At 38.0% G+C, this 22042-nt stretch carries 20 protein-coding genes; 5 read left to right on the top strand and 15 right to left on the bottom strand.

Annotated features, from left to right (window positions below):
* Positions 1-15: 15 nt before the first annotated feature.
* From AWW78_RS08885 to AWW78_RS10605, 5 genes are all read left to right on the top strand, one after another.
* Complete coding sequence (locus AWW78_RS08885) at positions 16-870, top strand: DUF5683 domain-containing protein (protein ID WP_047133493.1); 855 nt, start codon at positions 16-18, stop codon at positions 868-870.
* Between the two features lie 2 nt (positions 871-872).
* The gene (locus AWW78_RS08880; protein WP_047133492.1) at positions 873-1760 is read left to right on the top strand and encodes an alkaline phosphatase family protein; all 888 of its coding nucleotides are present in this window, start codon (positions 873-875) and stop codon (positions 1758-1760) included.
* Positions 1761-1916: 156 nt separating this feature from the next.
* Positions 1917-4622, top strand: a complete 2706-nt coding sequence (locus AWW78_RS08875) for a TonB-dependent receptor (protein ID WP_047133491.1) — start codon at positions 1917-1919, stop codon at positions 4620-4622.
* Between the two features lie 40 nt (positions 4623-4662).
* Entirely contained in the window at positions 4663-6339 is a 1677-nt protein-coding gene (locus AWW78_RS08870; RefSeq protein ID WP_082357574.1) for a T9SS type A sorting domain-containing protein, read from the top strand.
* A 59-nt stretch (positions 6340-6398) separates the two neighbouring features.
* Positions 6399-6575 (top strand): hypothetical protein, encoded by a 177-nt coding sequence (locus tag AWW78_RS10605; protein ID WP_159421258.1) that lies wholly within the window; start codon positions 6399-6401, stop codon positions 6573-6575.
* Here AWW78_RS10605 and AWW78_RS08865 read toward each other — a convergent pair.
* From AWW78_RS08865 to murA, 15 genes are all read right to left on the bottom strand, one after another.
* Entirely contained in the window at positions 6572-7468 is an 897-nt protein-coding gene (locus tag AWW78_RS08865) for an aldo/keto reductase (RefSeq protein WP_082349290.1), read from the bottom strand. The genes AWW78_RS10605 and AWW78_RS08865 overlap by 4 nt on opposite strands.
* A gap of 30 nt (positions 7469-7498) precedes the next feature.
* Positions 7499-8758 carry a hypothetical protein gene (locus AWW78_RS08860; RefSeq protein ID WP_047133490.1) on the bottom strand — a complete coding sequence of 420 codons (1260 nt, stop codon included), beginning with the start codon at positions 8756-8758 and terminating at the stop codon, positions 7499-7501.
* Positions 8755-10578 carry a tetratricopeptide repeat protein gene (locus AWW78_RS08855; protein WP_047133489.1) on the bottom strand — a complete coding sequence of 608 codons (1824 nt, stop codon included), beginning with the start codon at positions 10576-10578 and terminating at the stop codon, positions 8755-8757. The genes AWW78_RS08860 and AWW78_RS08855 overlap by 4 nt, the downstream gene beginning before the upstream one ends.
* 2 nt (positions 10579-10580) lie before the next feature.
* Positions 10581-12833, bottom strand: a complete 2253-nt coding sequence (locus tag AWW78_RS08850) for a penicillin-binding protein 1A (RefSeq protein ID WP_082349289.1) — start codon at positions 12831-12833, stop codon at positions 10581-10583.
* Positions 12834-12865: 32 nt separating this feature from the next.
* Positions 12866-13561: a UDP-2,3-diacylglucosamine diphosphatase gene (locus AWW78_RS08845; RefSeq protein WP_176696245.1), complete on the bottom strand. Its 696-nt coding sequence runs from the start codon at positions 13559-13561 to the stop codon at positions 12866-12868.
* A 12-nt stretch (positions 13562-13573) separates the two neighbouring features.
* Positions 13574-14476 (bottom strand): bifunctional methylenetetrahydrofolate dehydrogenase/methenyltetrahydrofolate cyclohydrolase FolD, encoded by a 903-nt coding sequence (gene folD / locus AWW78_RS08840; RefSeq protein WP_047133505.1) that lies wholly within the window; start codon positions 14474-14476, stop codon positions 13574-13576.
* The gene (locus AWW78_RS08835; protein WP_047133488.1) at positions 14439-15299 is read right to left on the bottom strand and encodes a TIGR00282 family metallophosphoesterase; all 861 of its coding nucleotides are present in this window, start codon (positions 15297-15299) and stop codon (positions 14439-14441) included. Before AWW78_RS08835 ends, folD begins: the two co-directional genes overlap by 38 nt.
* Before the next feature lie 90 nt (positions 15300-15389).
* Positions 15390-16652 carry a GlmU family protein gene (locus tag AWW78_RS08830; protein WP_047133487.1) on the bottom strand — a complete coding sequence of 421 codons (1263 nt, stop codon included), beginning with the start codon at positions 16650-16652 and terminating at the stop codon, positions 15390-15392.
* 71 nt (positions 16653-16723) lie between these two features.
* Positions 16724-17506, bottom strand: coding sequence for a glucosamine-6-phosphate deaminase (gene nagB / locus AWW78_RS08825; RefSeq protein WP_047133486.1), 783 nt, complete (start codon positions 17504-17506; stop codon positions 16724-16726).
* A gap of 129 nt (positions 17507-17635) precedes the next feature.
* A complete protein-coding gene (gene rpmE, locus AWW78_RS08820; protein ID WP_047133485.1) occupies positions 17636-17860 on the bottom strand; it encodes a 50S ribosomal protein L31 in 225 nt (74 codons plus the stop codon).
* Between the two features lie 145 nt (positions 17861-18005).
* Positions 18006-19307 carry an efflux RND transporter periplasmic adaptor subunit gene (locus AWW78_RS08815; RefSeq protein ID WP_102134812.1) on the bottom strand — a complete coding sequence of 434 codons (1302 nt, stop codon included), beginning with the start codon at positions 19305-19307 and terminating at the stop codon, positions 18006-18008.
* A gap of 6 nt (positions 19308-19313) precedes the next feature.
* The gene (locus tag AWW78_RS08810) at positions 19314-19673 is read right to left on the bottom strand and encodes a hypothetical protein (RefSeq protein ID WP_047133484.1); all 360 of its coding nucleotides are present in this window, start codon (positions 19671-19673) and stop codon (positions 19314-19316) included.
* Positions 19670-20122, bottom strand: a complete 453-nt coding sequence (locus tag AWW78_RS08805; RefSeq protein ID WP_047133483.1) for an anti-sigma factor family protein — start codon at positions 20120-20122, stop codon at positions 19670-19672. Before AWW78_RS08805 ends, AWW78_RS08810 begins: the two co-directional genes overlap by 4 nt.
* Positions 20119-20700 (bottom strand): RNA polymerase sigma factor, encoded by a 582-nt coding sequence (locus AWW78_RS08800; protein ID WP_047133482.1) that lies wholly within the window; start codon positions 20698-20700, stop codon positions 20119-20121. Before AWW78_RS08800 ends, AWW78_RS08805 begins: the two co-directional genes overlap by 4 nt.
* A 40-nt stretch (positions 20701-20740) precedes the next feature.
* Positions 20741-22003, bottom strand: a complete 1263-nt coding sequence (murA, locus tag AWW78_RS08795) for a UDP-N-acetylglucosamine 1-carboxyvinyltransferase (RefSeq protein WP_047133481.1) — start codon at positions 22001-22003, stop codon at positions 20741-20743.
* Positions 22004-22042 lie beyond the last annotated feature (39 nt).

Below are 22042 nucleotides of genomic sequence, written 5' to 3'. Positions count from 1 at the left end.
ATATGCGGTGTGAAGATGAAAAAAGCTTTTTTTATAATTTTGGTTTTGATTTCAACTTTACGAGCGCAGGAATTAAAATTTTCAACAGGTCAACTTGACCTTGATTTTTCTGGGGTGGTAGTTTCATCTGAAAGCGATGCGAATAAGTTTAATAAATACTCACCGCTAAAAGCTGGTTTATTATCGGCTATAATTCCTGGGGGTGGACAATTTTACACAAAAAGTTATTTGAAGTCCGCGCTGTTTTTTACCGCCGAGGTCGTTCTGTGGATTACTTATTTCTCATATACTAAAAAAGGTGATGAACAAACAAGATGGTTTAAACAATATGCCGATGAAAACTGGAGCGTTGTTGACTATGCAGAGTGGATGAACCAGTGGATGACGAAATATGGCACTTCAGATGCACCGATAATTCGTATAACGCCTGATCCAAACTTAAAACCTTGGCAAAGGGTTGATTGGTCAAGGTTAAATGAAGCTGAAAGATATATAAGTCGGCTCTCTGGTGGATTCTCTCATACACTTCCGTTTTACGGGGAACAGCAATACTACGAATTAATTGGGAAATATCATCAATATGCTCCGGGTTGGAATGATTTCGATAGAAATTTCGTTCCCGAAAATGTTTCGGAATTAAAACCGACGCCAAAGTTTAAATTTTATTCGCTTGAAAGAGGAAAAGCGAATGATTTTTATTCTATTGCGAGCACTGCTACTTTTATTTTAGTTGCAAATCATGCTTTAAGTGCCATCGATGCGGTGGTAACTGCTATGCTTAATAATCGCAAATTAAAAACTGAGACAAATTTAAGTTACGATTTGATAACTGGTTTAAACGCGAAGGTAAAATTAAAGGTTGAATTTTAAAAATGTCGGCTGCTCTTTTATTTTTTGATGGCATTGGGATAGGTGAGGATGACCCGGAGAAAAATCCGTTTGCAAGGTATAGATCAAAATTTTTTCGTGCGTTTATCGATGGAAATAATTTCAGGGCGGAATATGATGGTATCATAGTTCCAACGGATGCAACTTTAGATGTTCCGGGTTATCCACAAAGTGCTACGGGTCAGACCGCTATTTTTACAGGGGTCAACGCTGCTGAGATAATGCAAGGACATATAAATGGGCTTCCAACACCTACATTGAGGAAGGTTCTTCTCTCTGAAAGTATATTTTTGAAGTTAAAAAAGCTTGGCAAAAAAGCAACATTTGCAAACGCTTATTCGAAACATTATTTTGAGCTCCGTGGTGAAAAACTTTCTGCTACAACTTATGCTGTAATGGCTTCGCAAGTTCCATTCAGATGGTACGATAAAGAACTGCAAGATGGTAAGGCGGTGCCTGCCGATTTGACTGGTGAGTTTTTGAAGAGATTTTATCCTGATGTTAAAATCATTACTCCTGAGGAATCAGGTAAAATCATAGCTGATTTGCTCAGTGAATATGATTTTGTTATGTATGAATTTCCATTCACAGATGAGGCGGGGCATAATCAAGATTTTGAGTTAGCTTTGAAGTATATTGATAGAATTGAGCGTTTTCTTGATTCGTTGCTTACTAATACCGATTTGAACGAGCATTTGATAATTTTAACGAGTGATCATGGAAATATTGAAGACCTTTCAATAAAGACCCACACATTAAATAAAGTTCCAACCATAATATGGGGGAAAGGGAAGGAAAAAGTCGCAATGAGCATAAGATCAATTCTTGACATAACCCCCACGATAATAAAATATCTAACCGACCAAATTTAATTCCCAAATCATGAATTGTTAAGTTTCAGTTAAAAATCCTGCCATTTTTATGATTTTTAACGCATGATGATTAACCGTTTCTTAACCCTTCCTTTATTTTTGCTTTAAGCAAGTGGTCTAATTTAGAGGTGAAAAAAATTAATTCAGTGTGTTTCTATGAGAAAGATTTTATTGCTTGTTGCGTGTTTTTCCTTCTTGCTTTTAAATTTTTCACTTGCCCAATTTCAAATTTCGGGGAAGGTTATTGATTCAACGACAGGTGAACCATTAATTGGTGCCAATGTTTTTATCCCGGAGTTAAACAGGGGAACGACTACAGATTTTGAAGGCGCATTCAAAATCAATGTGAGCAAATCAAAAGTCAGAGTAAAAGTAAGTTATGTCGGCTATAAAACGATCGATACTGTGGTCGCCGTTGATAAAGAAAGTGTAATCAATTTCAGGATGAAACCAGATGTTATCGAGCTTGGCAAAGTCGAAGTCACCGGATCTGTAAAGCAAGACAATATCTCCTTGAAAAGTTTCATTGCAACTAAGCAGATGAGCATGGGTATATTTGATGGTCTGAGTTATGAGCAGATAAAGTTAACAACTGCGTCAACTTCTTCTGATCTTATGGCAAAAATTGTCGGCGTTTCTGTTAAGCAGGGCAAATTTGTAAATGTTCGTGGGGTCGAGGAAAGATATAGCATAGCTACGCTTAACGGTTCGTTCCTTCCAAGCCCTGAACCGGATAAGAAAGCTTTCACATTTGACCTTATCCCATCGGGTCTTGTTCAAAGCATAAAAGTTGTCAAAACATTTTCTCCGGATTTGCCCGGGAATTTCTCAGGGGGATTCATCGATATAAAAACGATTGAATTTTCAGACTCAATGATAAATTCGACCGATTTATCTGTGTCCACGATTCCAGATGTGACCTTTAAGAAGTTCTTTGTTTATGGGATGGATAGATTAAATCTTTTTGGAACATCGGCGAAACAAATTAATGGTTTGCCTTCCGATTTTCCTGAGGATATTACAAAAGTTCCCGTTGAAGAAAGGAATGTTTATGCAAGGAGCATAAAAAATCTTTGGAGTAAAAATTCATTTTATAACTTGCCGAATTTTAAAACAAGTTTTTTGAGCTCTGGAAAATTGATTTTTAATGGATTTAACTATTCGCTTGGGCTTATTTATGAAGGTTTTTCGCATAAAAGGGACTTTGAGGTTTATGAGTATGAAGGAGATTGGTCAAAAAGATTTGAATTTGGGGGAAGTAGGGTTTCGAGAGAAATGAGATTTGCGGGATTAGTTGATCTTAAGTCAAGATTTTTAAATCAGATGATAGGTTTTCGTGGCTTTGCGGTTGGAATGTTTGAGGATGAATCGGCACAGATGAGGGGATTTCAATATACCGATCAAGGGGCGGAGCAAATTCATATGGCGATAAGATTTAATCAAAGGAATCTTTATTTCGGGCAGGTCTATGGGGAGAATAATTTTGGCAGTGTTAATCTTAAATGGCAGGGTTCTATATCTTCGATTTTAAATATAGAACCTGATACAAGACGGCTTGTATATGGCAGAGATATGAATGACCCAAATGCGAAGTTTGCAGTAATACTTGGACCGCAGGCAAATTTTAAAAACGGCGGGATCCTTTCATCAAATTTGAGGGACGACGTCAGGGAGTTGAGAACCAGCGTTAAGTTTCCACTCTTTGGGATGGATGTTAAAACGGGATTTGACTTTTGGGAGACGAAGCGTAATTTTGAGTTTCGTTTGATCGGTGTCGTTGTGAATTTGAATGGTATAACCGATTGGAGGATGTTTTACTTGCCCGCCGATTCAATTTTTATCCCAGAAAATTTCAAGAGAAATGGTTTCTCACTTGATGAATATAAAGCGGGAACGAATAAGTACAGGGCTTATGATAAGAACATGGCATCTTATCTTTCGCTTGGAATACCATTCAGATTAAGGTCTCAAATTTTCAATCTTGCCACAGGTTTTAGAGTGGAAATGGTTAAGCAAAATATCTACACGAAAGATTTCGCAGGTATAAACGAGGTTTTGATTTCGAAGACTTACTTTGATGTTTTACCAGCCGTTGAATTTAAATACTCTCCAACTTATACGATGAACATCAAGTTATCGTATAGCCAGACGATTAACAAGCCTGAACTGAGGGAGATTTCACCCTTTGCTTATTTTGATTTTTACACGCAGACGAGCGTAAGGGGTGATTCATCGTTGAGGCGGGCGTTAGTTTTTAATTACGATTTGAGATTTGAGCTTTTCAGTTTGGGTGAGGATATGATTTCGGTTGGGATATTTCATAAGCACATAAATTCACCTATTGAAAAGGTCATCGTTTCAGGAAGCGCCCTTGGTTCTGAAAGAACCTTTAAAAACGCAAAGTTTGCAAATGTATCTGGACTTGAGGTTGAATTTGTAAAAGATGTATTCGGCATAAAACTTATCGGCAACTTGACCTTTAGCAAATCACAAGTTGATGTTGAAAGAACAGAAGGAACAATAGCAAGGAAGGGAAGAAGTTTACAGGGGCAAGCACCATATCTTGCAAATATTTTACTTGTATATGAAAAGCCACATTCAAGATTTAACCTAAGCCTATCTTATAATCTTACTGGACCAAGGGTCTACGATGTTGCAACGCAATATAACGACGATATAGTTGAACAGGCGAGATATCAGATTGATTTCAAACTTGGTTATAGATTGAGCAAAAGTTTGAATTTAAACATAACTGGGAAAAATATCACCGCAAGACCGATCGTTCTAAAGCAAGGTGGGTATCTGTATCAGAAAATCTCAACAATTGCAAGCATATCCTTTGGCATGAATGTTAAATTCTAATCCATCTTATTTCAAACAAAAACAAACACAGGAGACAAACATGAGAGATCAGTTAAAGGGCTCAGTTAAAACTCGAAACAGTTCAATCAAATTCCTTATCTTTGCCTTGATTCAATTAATTCTGGTCTGGGCTGGTTCATTTGCTCAACCGCCGGCAAATGTAGTGGTTCTTCAGGGAAGGATTACTCAGGATTCAACGCTTACCGCTGATAAGCAGTATCTTTTGAGAGGATTTGTCACAGTTGAGAGGGGAGCGACATTGACTATTGAACCCGGAACGATAATTTATGGCGAAAAGGAGACGAAGGGTAGTTTGATCATAAAGCGTGGCGGGAAAATATATGCTAATGGGACAAAGGATAGACCTATAGTCTTCACAAGTGCGCAGCCCGTTGGTCAAAGGGCAGCCGGTGATTGGGGTGGAGTGATAATTCTTGGTGAAGCGCCGATCAATGTTCCAGGTGGAACTGCGGTCATAGAAGGTGGACTTGGAGATGATGGAATTTACGGTGGGAACAATCCGGATGATAGCAGTGGAGTTTTCAGATATGTTAGAATTGAATTCCCCGGTATCCCATATCAACCCGATAATGAAATCAATGGCTTAACGCTTGGAGGTGTTGGGAGAAAAACTTTGATTGAATATGTTCAGGTGAGTTATTCAGGGGACGACTCATTTGAATGGTTTGGTGGAAATGTGAACGCACGATATCTCGTTGCTTACAAAGGGCTTGATGACGATTTTGATACAGATTTTGGTTGGTCTGGAAAGGTTCAATTTGCTCTTGCGGTGAGAGACCCAAATATAGCTGATATAAGCGGTAGCAATGGATTTGAATCTGATAACGATGGAACTGGCTCGACAAATCAACCGAGAACAAGTGGAATTTTCTGTAATCTGACCTCAATTGGTCCAATGCCAGATACAACTTTCACCGGTTACAATCCGAATTATAGAAGAGCTGCTCACTTAAGACGTTCGACAAGGCTTAGTACTTACAATAGTGTGTTTTTAGGTTGGCCAACCGGGATTTATCTTGATGGTTCAAATGTTGCAAACGACGCTCAAAATGATACGCTTCAAATAAGAAATGTTGTATTGGCTGGAATTAAATCCGCAAATCAAGTGCAAACAAATGTCTCCGGTTTTGATGCGAAGGGATGGTTTTTGAGGTCACAATATGGAAACAAAATATACGCAACTGTAAGTGAGCTTAAACTTGCAGATCCATTTAACTCTAATCCTAAACCAATTCCATTGTCGGGTTCTCCTTTAATTGGTATGGCTGACTTCACAAATCCAAGATTGCAAGATTTAACACCCGTAAATTGGGTTGGTGCTTTTGGTCCGGATTCAACTCAAAGATGGGATCTTGGCTGGACGAATTATGACCCGCAGAATACAGATTACTCAAAGTTTGTCAAAGTTTATGATAGGATCTCGGAAACCCCCGCTAAATTTGAGTTGAGACAAAACTATCCAAATCCATTTAACCCAGAGACGGTTATAGAATTTGATTTGCCTAAATCTTCAAATGTGAAATTGATCGTCTATAATTCGCTTGGTCAGGTGGTCGAGAAGCTTGTTGATGAATATCTTTCGAGCGGTTCATATAGAGTTAAATTTAACGGGGGGCACTTGCCGAGCGGGGTTTATTTCTACAAGTTAACGGCTGGCGGCTATTCATCCGTTAAGAAGATGTTGCTTATTAAGTAAACTTTCACCGGGCGGGCGTTTGCCCGCTCTTTTATTTTTAAAATTAAAATTTCGCTGCAATGATTAAAAAACTTAACATAGGTCTTATCATAATATTTTTTGTGTTGACATTGGTGTCAACATATCTTTCGTTGATGAATAAGATCTTCGCTTTATTTGCTCTTTCGATGGGAATTTCGATGTTTTATTCAATTGTTGCTCTCTCTTCAAGTGGTCAGGAAGGCGAATCTGATTAGCCCTGTTTCCACCAAAGTATTGATGTTGAGGCGTACTTTTTAGTTTTCTCGATAAAGTTTTGCATTTCGGATAGACTCATTGGCACAAAATTTTTGGCTATTTCAACATTCTGCTTTAGTTCATCGAGCGTTTGCATTCCGACGATCGCAGTGCTTATAGGAAGCGAGAAAACATGGCGTAAACTTTCCGAGACAAATTTTATATATCTGCCATCCGCTAAAACTTTCATTGCAATTACACCGATGTTTTTCTTTTGGGCGATCGGGAAAATTACATCGCCAAAGTCATTTAAAAGTTTATCAACCGGGCTTAGGGGGATAAGAACTGTTTCGAAGTCAAATCTATTTAATGCCTCTTTTATAACCTCAGGGTTTTTATGCCCTGTGATCCCGATATGTTTGCAAAGCCCTTCTTCTTTTGCTCTTATAACAGCGTAAAGAGAACCATTTTTTGATGTAATTTTATCAAGCTCATACATTGTGTTAACTGAGTGAATCTGAAGGATGTCAACATAGTCGGTTTTTAATCTTTCAAGACTTGTATTTATCTCTCGCCAAGATGATTCTTTATCTCGTTGAAGCGTTTTTGTTGCAAGTATAACTTCTTTCCTTCTTGACTTCATAACCTCGCCGACCTTTTCCTCGCTATTGCCATATGTGCTTGCTGTATCGATGTAATTTATTCCTAAATCAATGGCTGTTTCAACAATTTTTACAGCTTGTTTGAAACTTCTTATTGAGCCAATCTGGGCACATCCTAAGCCAAGTATTGTGATATTAAGCCCTGTCTTACCAAGTTTTCTTTTTTCAAGTGTATTTTCAAATCCGATCAAACTTGCCCCAATTATCGTCGCTCCAGTTTTCTTAATGAATTCTCTTCGTGTTAACCTCATTTGATGCTCCCAGTTGAAGTTTTTAAGTTTTCAATTTTTCTTTTTCGCCGCTGGGAACAAAACATTGTTCAGGATCAACCTGTAACCGGGGGAATTTTTGTGAAGTGAAAGATCTGTTGGGGGATCGCCAACCGCGTGTTGATAATCTTCGGGGTCATGACCACCAAGAAATGTAAATGTCCCGCGACCGTAATTACCGTGAATATATTTTACTTCATCGGTGCCTTCTTTTTCAGCAAGGATGACAACGGACTTTTTTATAACTTTTCTGTTAAATGATGTCGTTTGTCCCAAGAAGTTTCGGATTACATTAACGTGATTTTGGGTTAACATAGTTGGAACCGGGTCATATTTGGCTGAGAATTCAAAGAGCGTAAAGTAATCAGTTGACGGATCACGTATTGGTGGGGGATCACTTGGCGGAAGGTCTATGTCAGAATATTCATATCTATACGGATTCATTTCAAGTTTGAAATTTTCAAAAGCGAGCGTCTTTGAGAAATCAAGTTTTTCTTGGCAATTTGGATCCGGGGGATCGCCATCATACATTACATCGCATATGTCAGTGTTTTCAGCAGCTAAAGCTATATCAAATGCATCAGTTGCAGAGCACATGGCGAAGACGAAACCACCGGAAGCGATGTATTCTTTTATCCCGCGGGCAACTGCCTTCTTAAGCTCGGAAACCTTTTTAAAGCCAAGCCGTTTTGCCTCTCTTTCATACATCATTTGCTCTTCAATATACCATTGCGTCCTTCCAAATGAAGCGTAAAACTTTCCATATTGCCCCGTGAAATCCTCATGGTGAAGATGAAGCCAATCGTATTCGTAAACTTTGCCATTTAAAATTTCCTCATCCCAAATTTTATCATACGGGATTTCGGCGTATTCAAGTGCAAGCGTGACAGCATCATCCCAAGGTCTGAAATTTGGTGGAACATAAACAGCAATTTTTGGGGCTTTTTCAAGTCGCACAACATCCATATTGTTGTTTTCATCTTGAATCTGTGCGTAGATTTTAAGGGCATCGGAGCTTGAAATCACATCAAACGCAACTCCGCGAACCCTGCATTCATTTGCGATCTCATCATGGTAATCCATCATAAAGGAACCACCCCGATAATTCAAAAGCCAATCAACGTCAACTCCGTGTTTTAGCGCAAAATAAGCAATGCCATAAGCTTTCAGATGATCGGTCTGCTTTAAATCCATGTATATCAAAATCTTGTTTTGCGCGATCAAAGTTTGAAAAAGAAAAATGATTAGAATAAGAAAAAATTTTTTTATCATTGCAGTTCGCCTCTCAATTCTCTGATTCTTTTTCTGGCTTCATTCACAAATATAGAATTCGGAAATTGCGAAATAAGTTTCGTATATGCATCAATCGCAAGTTCATTCTTGCCAAGTTTTTGGTAAATTTTCCCTTTCTCCATAAGTGCATCGTCTGCGTAAATGCTTTCCGGGTGCCCATTCAAGAGAATTTCAAGGTATTCAATTGCTTTATCAAACTTCTTTAACATCTCATATGTTTTTGAAACTGTAAAAATTGCGTCATCAGTTATTGGGCAGTTTGAACATGTTGAGATTATAGTTTCAAGAAGTGAAATCGCTTCGGTAAATCTTTTTTGCTTTATCTTTAACTCTGCAAGGGCCATCTTTTTAAGATTTTCTTCTGAGGGGAAACGATTTGACTGAATTTTCAAAATCAGTTCAATTGCATCATTCGAAAAATCAGAGGACGTAAATTTTGAAATCTCTTCAAGTGTTTTTATTGCTGCGTTAAAATTACCCTCATAGTAATCAAGTTGTGCAAGTAAAAATTTTACTCTGAGGGTATCGGGGAAATTTTTGAGTTTCATCAGGTAAAGATATTTTTCCCTTGCTGATTCAAGATCACCTTTTAAGGTGAATACCTCGGCGAGTTTCAATACGGCATCTTTCCCGTGGGATAGCATAAATTTTTTCTCAACCTCTTCAAAATATCTTTGTGCTTGATCGAGGTCAAAGTAAAAATCAAGTTTTATAAGTCCCAAGCGAAACAGGGCTTCAGCTTCATATTTCGTCCCTGGATATTCATTTGAGATTTTCAAGTAGTCGCTCTCAACTTTTCTTAATTCTGAATAAAATATAGAATCTGGATTCTCAATAGTATTGAACCTTAATCTTAACATTTCTTCATTTGATCGAATTGCACCAAACTTTGCTTCGGCCAAGATTTTAGAGTTTGGATAGTTTTCAATTATCGATGCGTAAGCTTTCAATGCTATGTGATAAATTCCTTGATTAAATAGATCACGGGCAAAATTTAGCAACACTTCACCGTTTGCATATGTAACCTTGTCAAGTTGAGTTTGGATTTCAAGTGCTTTTTGGTAATCTTTGGCTTCCATTAAAACCCATGTGTAAAGATCAAGTATGCCAATGTTTGACTTTGATACTTTCGCTTCGGATTCGAGGATGGGGAGGATTTGTTTTAAAACATCGGATCTATTTATGTATGATGACATTCTAGATTTAACACTTGGAATCATGCTTGGCGTCCTTCTCAAAATTTTTATGTATTCTTCAACCGCTTTATCGAATCTCATCGTAAACTCGTATAGCATCGCTATTTCAAATGAATAAAGTTCCGGTACCCCAGCAATTTTCTGGGCTGTGGTAAGGTATTGGATTGCTTTATCATATAAACGGTTCTGAATGAGGTAATCGGCAACCATTCTATAAATGCCGGGATTATTTCGGTAAGTTTTGACAATTTTGTCCCATATCTCAATTGCTTCTTTTTCGTTGCCAGCTTTAAAGTTAACATCCCCAAGCCTTGCCATCATATCGATATCATCTGGGTGTGAAGAAAGCCATGATTGAGCAAGTTTGATCGCTCGGTCGTAATTTTTTGTCTGTGTGTTTAGTCTTACAATTGCTTCAAGATAAACTCTATTGGTAGGATTGTTGTTGTAAAGCTCTTCATAAATTTTTAACGCCCTTTCATATTCCCCAGCTCTTTCAAAGGATTGTGCAAGTCGTAAAAGATTTAATTCATCTTGAGTTTGAGCGAAGGCGAAATTTATTATAAAAGTGATGAGAAAAAGTTTGATAATCTTTATCTTCATTGTCAGAACATGATTCTTGGTTTTTGCTCAGATGTATGAATATCGCATTGTTTTACGGGCAGGTATTTTCTGATGAAGATGTCGGTTATCTTTTGAGGGCAATAGGGGGTTGCAAGTTTTTGAGATTCAGCACATATTGTTGCAGATACGACATCTGGAGGTTGCTCAAAGTCAAGGATTGGCATATTTATCTCGGGATCGTCGTAAACATATTTCATAAACCTACCCCATAGCGGTGCAGCTGCTCTACCGCCTTGGCCAAATGTTGTGCCAAATGTAATTCTTCTATCATCAAATCCAAGCCAGACACCAGCCACAAGATTTGGAGTATAACCTATAAACCAGGCGTCAGCAAAATCCTGTGTTGTTCCAGTCTTGCCAGCGCATGGGAGATGGAAAAATTGTCTTACTCTCGTTCCAGTTCCTGAATTAACCGCATCCTCGAGCATATTTGTAATGATGTAAGCAGTTTCTCTGCTTATAACTTCTCTTTTTTCGGGTGTTGCTTCTTCAATCACATTTCCAAATCTATCTTCAATTCTTAAAATTCCAACCGGCTCAACATAAACACCTTCATTTGCAAATACACCATAGGCTGATGTAATTTCTAAGGGGACAACCTCAGCAGTGCCAAGAGCGATCGATTCAAAAGGTGGAATCTCTGTTTTTATTCCCATCCTGTGGGCATAATCAATAACTTGATTTATTGGAGCAAGTTCTTGAAGAACTCTTACAGCGACAACATTTATTGACATTTTAAGGGCTTCTCTTAGTGTAACTTTTCCACCGAAAGTTCCATCAAAGTTTGAAGGCGTCCATTTTTCTCCATTTGCCATTATCACCGTGATCGGTTGATTTAAAAGTTGGTAAGCTGGTGAATAGCCGTTATCAATGGCGACTGTATAAACGAAGGGTTTGAAGGCTGAACCGGGCTGTCTTTTTATTTGTGTTGCATGGTTTAATCCATACTTGAAAATTTCAAAGTTTGAGCTTCCAACCATTGCTTTGATATACCCAGTTTGCGGCTCAATTGCAACGAAGCCGACTTGAATCCGGGTCGCTTCTCTTTTTACGGAATCAACAAATGCTTTATCGTTAAGCAGTTCGCGGTAAACTTTATCCTTTTCGAGTGGATCTGCTTCAAGGTATTTAGGACTTTGTTTTATTGCCTTATCAAGCACCGCGTTTAAAAGTTCTCTGTTCCATTTCCACACCTTATCAAATTCTTTTTGGAGTTCATCAAGTTGTTCCTTTACAGCTTTTATCGCGTGCCTTTGCATCCTCGCATCGAGTGTGGTATATACAATGAGTCCGTCTTTGTAGATGTTAAATCCATATTTTTCCGCTTTTTTCAAAAGTTGAAGTCTGACATATTCAAGAAAATGAGGAGCGATGCCGGAGTAAATATATTCGCGACCGCGGTTTAGATTTAACGGCTCCTTTCGTGCCTTTTCATATTCTTCTTCGGTTATGAAACCAGTGATGAGCATATTTTTTAGAACAACATCACGGATCTTTATAGCTCTGTCTGGATATTCAAACGGATTATATCTTGCCGGTGATCTTAGCATCCCAACTAAAAGCGCACATTCCGCAAGTGTTAACTCCCTTGGACTTTTTCCAAAGTAAACAAAAGATGCGGATTCAACCCCATAAGCGCTCATGCCGAAGTAAGCGATGTTCAAATACATCTCGAGAATTTCTTCCTTCGTATAGTTCCGCTCTATTTGAATTGCGGTTATCGCTTCTCTGATTTTTCTTGTGAGAGAAAGCTCTTGAGATAGGTAAAGATTTCTCGCGAGTTGTTGAGTTATTGTGCTTGCTCCTTCGCGAATTTTAAAACTTAAAATATTTTTAACCATAGCTTTTAAAACTCTATCAAAATCAATTCCCCAATGCCTGTAAAATTTTCTGTCTTCGGTTGCAATTAAAGCGTTGATTAGATTTTTGGGAATGCTATCAATAGGGGTATACGCTCTTTGCTTAATGTAAAACTGCCCAAGGAGTTCACCATCATAGGAATAAACTTTTGTAGCAAGCTCCGGTGTTGGATTTTCAAGTTGTTGAAGCGAAGGGAGTCCGATGACAAGATAAATAAGATATGCGGTAAACGAAAGTGCCAACGAAATTAAAATTATTGTTCTTATTTTTTCGCTCTGTTTTAACTTTTTTAAAATTTGTCTCCTATATTCAGGATCATTGAAGTATCTTTCTCTGTCAATTTCACTTTTGAAGTAGTCTCTGAGCCTTTTCATCTGTAAACTTCCATTTTTTTATTTCAAATTCATCAGAAAAGACGCCATAGGTAAAGTTCCAAAGCCAATCGCCAGTATTGATATAAAAACCATTTCCAATTTTTTAAAGTCGCTGGCATATGAAGATGTCCCATAACAACATAATCAAAACCTTCTTCAATTTTCATCTTTGCAAATTCAATCGCTTCCTTTTCATCATTGCGCGAATCCCTGTTCATCGAGTGCTCTCGGCTTTTCCTTGAAGATGTTCCCGCAAGCCAAAGCCCAAGGTCGGGATGAATCAAGGAGAAAAGAGCGATATTTACCTTGTTTCTCAAAATTTTTCTCAAGATTTGATAACCTTTATCATTTTTTGAAAGTCCATCGCCGTGTACAATGTAAAATTTCTTTCCGTTGATTTCGATCTCTAACTCATCTTTGAAAACCTTTGCCCCAAACTCTGTTTCAAAATAATCCCTAACCCAAAAATCATGATTGCCAAGCACATAAAAAATTTCAACTCCGTTATCTGAAAGCTCTGCAAGTTTCCCTAAAACGCGCGTGAAACCCTTCGGAATGGCAAGTTTGTATTCAAACCAAACATCAAAAAAGTCACCAAGGATGAAAAGTTTTTTCGAGTTTTCACCAACATGGTCAAGAAAGCGAACAAGCTCTATCTCTTTTGCACGATTAATTTCCTTTCCGCCATATCCAAGGTGAACATCAGATATGAAAAATGCTTTTTCCAAGGGATAACTAATTTAATTTGAAAAATGCTTTGCTTTAACTTGAACCAATGCAGCTTTTAATGTGTTTTTCATTAGCATGGCGATTGTCATTGGACCAACGCCGCCTGGAACAGGCGTTATAGCTCCTGCGACTTCATATGCCGATTCGAAATGAACATCGCCGACAAGTTTATAACCTTTTTCTGAACTTGGATCTTCAACGCGATTAACACCAACATCTATTACGATGGCTCCAGGTTTGATCATATCACCTTTTATAAATTCAGGTTTTCCCATTGCAGCTATAAGAATGTCAGCTTGTTTCGTAAAATAAGAAATATCTTTTGTTCCGGTATGACATATTGTTACAGTTGCGTTTGCCCATTCCTTTTTTTGAAGTAGTATATTTGCGATAGGTTTGCCAACAATATTACTTCTTCCAACTATAACAACGTGCTTTCCAGCTGGATTAATACCACTTCTCTTCAAGAGCTCCTGAATTCCTGCTGGCGTGCAAGGTGGATAGGTATCAAGCCCAATTACAAGTTTGCCAACATTTATCGGATGAAAGCCGTCAACATCTTTCACAGGGTTGATCGCTTGCAAAATTTTCTGCTCGTCTATGTGAGATGGAAGTGGAAGCTGCACGAGAATTCCATGTATTTTTGGATCGGAATTAAACGCGTTAATTTTTTCAATTAACTCGTTTTCTGTTGTTTCAGCTGGCAATTTTAAGGTTATGGAGTAAAAACCAAGTTCTTCACAGGCTTTTCCTTTCATTTTTACATAAACTTGAGAAGCTGGGTTATCTCCAACAAGTATAAAGGCAAGTCCCGGAATTACTCCGGTCTCGTTGTAAAGTGCTTCAGCTTGTAGTTTTATTTCTTGTTTAATTTCTTCAGAGATTTTCTTCCCATCGATTATTTGTGCTGGCATTTTGAAGTGCTCCTTCATTTATTGTTCTATTGAATTCTGGATAGATGATATTTTCAATTTTCAAAGCTTTTCCAGTTTTGGAATCGACGCAGAGAAATACCGCAGAGAATTTTACATCATTTTGAGCAACTTCGTATTTGTGCGGTGTTTGATACAAAAATCTCAAAATTGATGTACGCTTTTCCATTCCAATCACGGAGTCATAAGGTCCTGTCATCCCAACATCTGTTATATATCCAGTTCCGTTTGGTAAAATCCTTGCATCTATTGTTGGAATGTGCGTATGTGTTCCAATTACTGCGCTTACCCTTCCATCAAGATACCATCCCATAGCCATCTTTTCAGCTGTTGTCTCGGCATGCATATCGACAATTATAACTTTCGTCTCCTTTGCAATTTTAGCGAGAGCCATTTCCATCGTTCTAAATGGGCAATCGATGGGGTAGAGAAAAATTCTACCCTGTAAATTTACTACAGCAACCTTTCCTTTACCATTTTGAAGGTTATAAATGACATAACCTTTACCGTAAGTTCCCTTCGGATAATTTAGTGGTCGCAAGATATTTGGCTCAGCTATAAGATAATCTTTTACTTGTTGTAATTTATCCCAAACGTGATTTCCCGTTGTTATAACATTAACACCTGCATTAAAAAGTCGTTGCGCCGTTTCAGGTGTTATACCCTTGCCATCCGCGAGATTTTCACCATTCGCAATGCAAAAATCTATCTTATATTCCCTTTTGAAGTTTGGGAGAAGCATTTCAACTATTCTTAAACCGGGCTCTCCGACGACATCGCCTATAAAAAGAATGTTTATTTCCATGGTGTGAGAGTTTGATTGAATTTGTTTTTAATAATATAGCAAAATGAGGGTAGAAATAAAAAAAGCCCCCATACCGGGGGCGGAAGTTAGTTAGTCTTTTACCCCGTTCCTTTCTCTTTCGTCCTGGGTCAGTTCAAAAATTTTCCTAAAAAGTTTCTCATCAATTTCTGTAAACTGAACTTTTCTTCTTGCCATTACTCTTTTAGCAACCTCTATCGCTTTGTCAATTCTATATGTGACAAATCCATCTTCAGCACCACCCCATGAAAATGAAGGGATAAACTTTGGAGGTAACCCAGCTCCGTAGATGTTACAGCTAACCCCAACAACAGTTCCGGTGTTGAACATCAAATTTATTCCGCTTTTTGAATGATCACCCATCGTTAAGCCAACAAACATAGAACCGCTATCAATCAATTCACCATCAATGTAAACTTTGACATTTCCATAATCGTTCTTTAAATCACTGTTATTTGTATCAGCTCCAATGTTAACCCAAGTCCCAAGGTATGAGTGCCCTATAAATCCCTCGTGCTGTTTGTTTGAATATGCATGAATTATCGATGCCTCAACCTCGCCCCCAACTTTGCACACAGGACCTATACTTGTGTTCTCATAAATTTTTGCTGAAACTTTTATAAGGCTATCATCACCAATATATGCAGGTCCTTCAATTACCGCATTTGGCAGTATTTTTGCGTTTTTACCTATGTAGATTGGACCGTTTTCAGCATCAAGAACAACACCAGGTTTTATCTTCGCCCCTTCATCAATATGAATGAAATGTTCATTTAAAAGGTGAACTCCGTCGTAGATTTTCCCCAATTTTTTAGGTTTTCCTTCTGTTAAAATGTTAAAGTCAACCGCTATCTGTTCACCGTTGTTGTTTACAAGTTCCCACGGATAAGTTATTAATTTTACATTAACTTCAATTTTTTCGAAGTCATCGAAATCTTTCTTTGAAAATGGTTTACCAAATTTTTCCTTAAACTTTTGAATATTTTCGCCAGTGGCCCAGAATGCAACTACATCATCACCCTTGACATAAGCAACATCCTTGCCGTTATATTTAAACTTGTCAGCAAAGTGTGGATCCGCTAAAACTCTTCCGTTGATGAAAAGGACTTGTTTTACGGCGTTTGGAAGTTCATTGACATAAAAACTTGGATAGCTTCGTTTCAAGACATCTGTTAAGTAATCCCTCGCATGAAGTATTACGGTTGGGTTAGAGAAACTTCGTATGATTTTATCCATCAATAAACTGATTCCACATCGCAGTTCGTAAACAGGCCTGAAATAAACAAGTGGCAAAAGTTTTCTGTATTTTTCATCTTCAAATATACAGATGTTCATAGTTTTAATTTGAATTTGTTTTTGTTGTTAAAGAACACCCCTGGATTGATAAAATCCAGGGGGAATTGTTTTTACCCATAATAGACGAATTCTGCCGAAAGTTTAGAAGCAGCTTTTTTATCAACAATTATAATTGCTTTCCTGTGCATTTGCAACATTGAAGCTGGACACATAGCAGTTATTGGACCTTCAACGGCTGCTTTTACAGCATCTGCTTTGTTTTCACCGCTTGCCAGCAAAATGACTTCCTTTGCTTCCATAATTGTTCCAATTCCCATGGTTATCGCATACTTAGGAACTTCGTCAATGCTTTTGAAAAATCTTGAATTATCTTGCCTTGTTTTTTCAGTCAATGTTTTAATTCTCGTTCTTGAGCCAAGCGATGAACCTGGTTCATTGAAGGCGATGTGCCCATTGGCACCTATGCCAAGGATTTGCAAATCAATTCCACCGAATTTTTTAATCTGCTCCTCATACCATTGACAATAAGCTTCAACCTTTGGATCCGTTTCATATGGGCTTATTTTGAGATCTCCAAACATTCCCTGTGGTATATGCACATTTGCTGGGTTAATGTTGATATGTTTGAAGAAATTTTCCCACATAAAATAATGATAGCTTTGATCATGGGTTGGCGGAAGTCCGATGTACTCATCAAGGTTAAATGTTACAACTTTTGAAAAGTCAAGACCTTCCTCCTTGTGCATCCTTATAAGTTCTTTGTAAAGTCCAAGCGGTGTGCTACCAGTTGCAAGACCAAGAACTAAATTTGGTTTTCTGCGAATCCTATCAGCCACAATTTTGGCTGCTTCTTTGCTCATTGCATCGTAATCTTCCTTGACAATTACAAGCATTTGATTCCTCCAATTTAGTTTTTGTTTTATTTTTTATTTTTTAGGTTAAAGTTTTCCTAGAAAAACAAAAAAGGGAAGGCTTATATCCTTCCCTTTGAAATTTTCCAAAAGTTAAAGTTAAAATTATGATTACTCACCTTTGACCTTTTGATAATCTTTTCCATAGCGCTTCATGAAACGTTCAACTCTTCCTGCAGTGTCGACGAACTTCTGCTTTCCGGTGAAAAAAGGATGACAATTGGAACAAATCTCAACTTTAATAACTCCACCTACGGTCGACCTTGTCTCAAAAGTATTTCCACAAACGCACGCAATTACCGTCTTCTTATAAGGCGGATGAATTCCTTTCTTCATTCTTTATCTCCTTATGTTGAATTATTAATTTTTCGCACTTAAATATAAACAAAACACAAATTAAAGGCAAGAAAAAGGATCGCAAAAAAGCGAAATTTTAAAAACCTCAATTTTCCCCAAAAATTATTTGCTTTTTTATCCGAAATTAAAATGGCGTTCTTCCTCTGAACTGGAATGGTTGTGGGGTTGATGGATTATTTCCTGCCGCAGTTTGGAAAACATAGCCAGTTATTACTTCGTCACCTTCTTTAAGATTTCCACCCACAACCTCAGTATAGTTTCCATCAGTTATTCCAGTTCTTACGAAGACTGGTTTGGGATTTTTGTTTTCATCAAGAATCCAGATTATTGCTCTATTTCCGCCTCCTGGTGAACCCCCACCAGGGAAACCACCAAATCTTTGTTCACCTTGACCCTGTGGCGCTTGATTTGGAAATCCTGGTCCACCTTCTTGTTGCCTTCGTCTCATAAATTCTTCTCTTCTTTTCTGCATCTCTTCCATCGCTTTTGCAAAGCGTTTATCCGCAGGATCAGGTTTAAACCTTAATGCAAGATTTGGAAGTCTCAACACATTCTCGCGCTTTTCAATTAAAATTTTAACATTTGCAGTCATACCTGGCTTTAATTTCAAATCCTTGTTGTCAACATCTATGATCACGGTGTAATTTATCACATTTTGAACATTTATCGGCTGAAGTCGAACTTGCGAAACTTTTCCGGTGAATGTTTCTTCAGGATATGCATCAACTGTGAAATATACGATTTGACCCGGTTTAACTTTCCCTATATCTGCTTCATCTACATTTGCCTCAACTCTCATCTTTCTCAAATCGTTTGCTATTGTGAAAAGGGTTGGGGCTTGTAAACTTGCGGCGACGGTTTGACCGACATCGACATTTCTAGAAATAACAATTCCATCTATCGGTGAGTAAATTGTTGAATACTTCAAGTTTACCCGGGCTCTTTCAAGCTGAGCCTCGGCTGACTTCAACTGCGCAAGTGCAGTTTCATAATTTGTTAACGCTTGATCATAATCAGCTTGGGAAACAAGATTTTTGGCGTAAAGTTCTTTTATTCTATTTAAGTCTCGTTGCGCCTGGTTTACTTGAGCCTTTGCTCTTTCAACTTGAGCCTCCGCGTCTTTAACCTGTGCCGCAAGAAAAGTAGAATCAATTTGGGCTATTATTTGACCTTTTTTTACAACATCATTGAAATCAACATATATCTTTGCAATCGTTCCAGATACCTGTGTCCCAACTTGAACAAGCGTGACAGGATTTAATGTCCCAGTTGTTGTGACATATACCTCAATATTTCCTGTGTCTACTTTCGATGTCTTGAGCGGTAGCGTTCCTGATTTTCTATTGTTGAAATAAAAAGCCACCGCAAGTCCAGCGGCTATTAAAACGGCTACAATTATGAAAATGCGAGTTATTTTTCGTCTCATTGCTGTTTACCTCCGACCATTTTTTTCTATTTCTTTCATCATCTTTTCAAACTTTTCAATTTGATCTGGGTTCAAAATAGATTTGATTGAATCACGAAGTGCGTTTTTTAGGGAATCATATTTCGGGCGAAATTCTTTGCTTAAATTTTTAAATTCTATTTGAGACCAACTTAAAATTGAATCAAGCCGAACTTGTTGAGTTTGATTCAAGTTCAATTTTTTGATGAGTTCCTTTCGATACTCCTTCAATCCAGGTTTTCTGGGATGATATTTGAGAAAAAGTAATCTATCCGCTAAGACTCCAAGGATGAAGCCTATTATAATGCATCCAAGTATAACTATTATTGCTTTGGTTTTGTTGCTCATTTTCTTTTCCCATTTGATAGTGTTAGTTCAAGAACATCATCTTTTGTTAGATCTCCACCAGATGAAATAACCTTTTGAATTGACGGTGATTCGCTTAAAATGGCTTCTTCGATTTTAACTGAAGATCGACTTGAAATTAATTCAATGCCCAACAAAAGCATAAAAATCAAAATCAAGACGACAGCAAGCTCTTTTGAGAAGCCAATTATATAATCCCACAAGGGCTGTTGAGATTTCCGCTCTTTAAGCTTTGCTTGTATCCTTGTAAATAAATACGGCGAAACTTCAATTGTGTTCTCTTTCAGAGTTTCTCTGACAAGAGAGTGAAGCCTAAAAAGTTGTGCGCATTCTTCACAAGTTTTTATGTGTTCTTTGACCAGTTCGATATTATTTTTTAGTTCGCCGTCGATGTATTCTGAAACGAGTTTTTTGATTTTTGCGTGCCTCATTTTAAAAGGTCCTTATATTCTTTTAAATGTTCAGCTAAAAGCTTTCTTGCTCTGAAAATCCTTGATTTTACAGTGCCAACTCTAATTTTAAGAACCCTTGCTATTTCTTCATAGGGTAAATCTTCAAACTCACGCAGAATTAAAGCTGTTTTATACTCAGGCGGAAGCTTTGAAATCGCTTCTTCGATTATTTCTCTCATCTCTTTTTGTTCAACTGTTTTTTCCACATGTGAATGCGATGGCTCCGCTTTTGGATTCTGGCTTAATACATCTGATAGGGAATAAGCTCTTGAACGTTGCCTTCTCCGGATTTCATCAATGCAGATGTTGACCGTAATCCTGTAAATCCATGTATAAAGGGCAGAGCCAAATTTATATTCTTTTAGCGATTCGATCACTCTTAAAAACACCTCCTGCGTTAGATCTTCAACAATACTTGCATCGCCAATTATTTTAAAGATTAAATTCGCAACCTTGTTTTGATATTTTTTAACTATGAACTCAAATGCCTTTTCATCGCCGTCCTTTGCCAACTGTACGATTTCAACTTCATCAAGTGTCTCAAATTGTTTGTTCATATTCCGAAATTATGACGGATTAAATTTGAATAAAGTTCCTTTAAAATTCATCCGTTTTTTCTCTCCATATCTGGGCTCCAAGCTGCTGAAGTTTTTTCTCAATATGCTCGTAGCCTCTGTCTATGTGATAAATCCTTAGAACCTCAGTTCGTCCCTCTGCGACAAGCCCCGCCAAAATTAACGATGCGCTTGCCCTCAAATCTGTCGACATCACCTTCGTCCCCTTAAGTTTTTTGACACCTCTTACAATCGCTACATTTTCATTTACCTCAATATCTGCCCCAAGACGAACAAGCTCTGGCACATGTTTGAATCTGTCGTAAAAAATTGTCTCTGTTATAACTGATGTCCCATTTGCAATCGACATAAGTGCAATCCATTGTGCCTGCATATCTGTTGGGAATCCGGGGTACACGGCGGTTGTAACATCAACTGGTTTAATTTCGTCGGGAGCCTCAATTTCAACAAAGTCTGCTCCAATATTTAGATGGCACCCTGCATCTTCAAGTTTAAGAAGAAGCGCCTCAAAGTGCGAAGGATTGCATTTTTCAACCTTGATCCGTCCGCCTGTTATCGCTCCAGCAACGAGAAAAGTTCCGGCTTCAATTCTATCTGGTATGGTTACAATATCCGCAGGATGAAGTGCATCAACGCCTTCGATTTCAATTTTGTCTGTCCCCAGACCATTTATTCTTGCACCCATTGAAATTAAAAACTCACCAAGTTGGACGATTTCGGGTTCTTTTGCAGCGTTTTCAATCACTGTTGTCCCTTTTGCAAGCACGGAAGCCATCATGATGTTTCCCGTTGCGCCGACGCTTGGTTTATCGAAATGAATTTTTGCGCCTTTTAGTTGTTTTGCTTTTGCGACGATATAACCAGCATCAAGTTCAACTTCAGCGCCAAGTTTTCGAATTCCTTCGATATGCAGATCAACAGGCCTTGGACCCCAGGCACAACCGCCGGGCAGGGAAACACGGGCATAACCAAACCTTCCAACAAGCGGACCAAGGACATAGATTGATGCTCTCATTTTCTTCACAAGTTCGTAAGGAGCTTCAAACTTTGATATGTTTTCCGTATTGATTGTCAAAACATGATTTTCAAATTTAACATCAACCCCCATTTCCATTAAAACTTGGCTCATCGTTTTTACATCCCTAAGGTCGGGGGTGTTATAAATTTTGTAAGTTCCGCTGGCAAGAATTGTCGCTGGCATTAAAGCAAGGACTGAGTTTTTGGCTCCACTGATCTCAACTGTCCCAGAGAGCTTTTGACCTCCGATGATTACAAATTTTTCCATTTTTCACCTTCTTTAAATTTTCGTTCCTTGTCTCAAAAT

It is taken from the genome of Candidatus Kryptonium thompsonii (genome assembly GCF_001535985.1).
In the GTDB taxonomy this organism is placed as follows: Bacteria; Bacteroidota; Ignavibacteria; order Kryptoniales; family Kryptoniaceae; genus Kryptonium; species Kryptonium thompsonii.
This window is presented reverse-complemented; position numbering and strand designations above follow the sequence as displayed.

Excerpts from the sequence above, each read along its gene's own strand:
- AWW78_RS10605 (WP_159421258.1), top strand. The coding sequence starts at position 6,399 with ATGATTAAAAAACTTAACATAGGTCTTATCATAATATTTTTTGTGTTG.
- AWW78_RS08815 (WP_102134812.1), bottom strand. The coding sequence starts at position 19,307 with ATGAGACGAAAAATAACTCGCATTTTCATAATTGTAGCCGTTTTAATA.
- folD (WP_047133505.1), bottom strand. The coding sequence starts at position 14,476 with ATGCCAGCACAAATAATCGATGGGAAGAAAATCTCTGAAGAAATTAAA.
- AWW78_RS08830 (WP_047133487.1), bottom strand. The coding sequence starts at position 16,652 with ATGAACATCTGTATATTTGAAGATGAAAAATACAGAAAACTTTTGCCA.
- AWW78_RS08870 (WP_082357574.1), top strand. The coding sequence starts at position 4,663 with ATGAGAGATCAGTTAAAGGGCTCAGTTAAAACTCGAAACAGTTCAATC.
- AWW78_RS08810 (WP_047133484.1), bottom strand. The coding sequence starts at position 19,673 with ATGAGCAACAAAACCAAAGCAATAATAGTTATACTTGGATGCATTATA.
- AWW78_RS08865 (WP_082349290.1), bottom strand. The coding sequence starts at position 7,468 with ATGAGGTTAACACGAAGAGAATTCATTAAGAAAACTGGAGCGACGATA.
- AWW78_RS08875 (WP_047133491.1), top strand. The coding sequence starts at position 1,917 with ATGAGAAAGATTTTATTGCTTGTTGCGTGTTTTTCCTTCTTGCTTTTA.
- AWW78_RS08850 (WP_082349289.1), bottom strand. The coding sequence starts at position 12,833 with ATGAAAAGGCTCAGAGACTACTTCAAAAGTGAAATTGACAGAGAAAGA.
- rpmE (WP_047133485.1), bottom strand. The coding sequence starts at position 17,860 with ATGAAGAAAGGAATTCATCCGCCTTATAAGAAGACGGTAATTGCGTGC.
- AWW78_RS08880 (WP_047133492.1), top strand. The coding sequence starts at position 873 with ATGTCGGCTGCTCTTTTATTTTTTGATGGCATTGGGATAGGTGAGGAT.
- AWW78_RS08885 (WP_047133493.1), top strand. The coding sequence starts at position 16 with ATGAAAAAAGCTTTTTTTATAATTTTGGTTTTGATTTCAACTTTACGA.
- AWW78_RS08855 (WP_047133489.1), bottom strand. The coding sequence starts at position 10,578 with ATGAAGATAAAGATTATCAAACTTTTTCTCATCACTTTTATAATAAAT.
- AWW78_RS08805 (WP_047133483.1), bottom strand. The coding sequence starts at position 20,122 with ATGAGGCACGCAAAAATCAAAAAACTCGTTTCAGAATACATCGACGGC.
- AWW78_RS08835 (WP_047133488.1), bottom strand. The coding sequence starts at position 15,299 with ATGGAAATAAACATTCTTTTTATAGGCGATGTCGTCGGAGAGCCCGGT.
- nagB (WP_047133486.1), bottom strand. The coding sequence starts at position 17,506 with ATGCTTGTAATTGTCAAGGAAGATTACGATGCAATGAGCAAAGAAGCA.
- murA (WP_047133481.1), bottom strand. The coding sequence starts at position 22,003 with ATGGAAAAATTTGTAATCATCGGAGGTCAAAAGCTCTCTGGGACAGTT.
- AWW78_RS08860 (WP_047133490.1), bottom strand. The coding sequence starts at position 8,758 with ATGATAAAAAAATTTTTTCTTATTCTAATCATTTTTCTTTTTCAAACT.
- AWW78_RS08800 (WP_047133482.1), bottom strand. The coding sequence starts at position 20,700 with ATGAACAAACAATTTGAGACACTTGATGAAGTTGAAATCGTACAGTTG.